1 protein-coding gene is annotated in these 515 nt (G+C 40.4%); it reads right to left on the bottom strand.

The genetic code is table 11. The features are described from left to right. The coding region (locus GC102_RS40950; protein WP_171691454.1) for a hypothetical protein at positions 1-515 on the bottom strand (515 nt) is incomplete at both ends.

The following is a 515-nucleotide window of genomic DNA, read 5'->3' as shown; positions in this document are numbered from 1 at the left end:
TTCCCTAAATCAATTTTTATCCATCGCAACCCGTTATTTGGATAACTATCGCTAAATTGGTTAGTGTCTTTATCTCCGTTGGTTATTTTAACCAAATTATTAAAATTTGCCGAAGCACTTGGAACGATCCCAAAGGCTACATTATTTTCATCCGGTGGCGATGGATTGATCCCATCTCTCACACCAGCCTTAATGGCTTTCATTTGATTTAGCTGATCAGGACTCAACGAACCGTTTTTAAAAATGGCGGCATCCATTGATACTACACCTTGGTTTTGATTAACAGACTTTATGTAATCAACCATATACATGTCGGTATAGCTTTTGTTCGCTCCTGCCCAACCGGTACCCAAATGAGAAAGTGTATGCCATTGTAATCCGTCTAACCATCTACTTGTGGGAACGGCTCCGAAGGATGTTACTTCTCCAGCAGTATAATCCTCGAAATCGCCGGCCTGAGGATTTTTCTTAATGGAAACGCCTGGGTTAAAAGAAATTATTGCATTTGGATTTCC

It is taken from the genome of Paenibacillus germinis (genome assembly GCF_013141785.1).
Lineage (GTDB): Bacteria > Bacillota > Bacilli > Paenibacillales > NBRC-103111 > Paenibacillus_E > Paenibacillus_E phytorum.
Note: the sequence above shows the minus strand (reverse complement) of the source record. Positions and strands in the feature narration are given on the sequence as shown.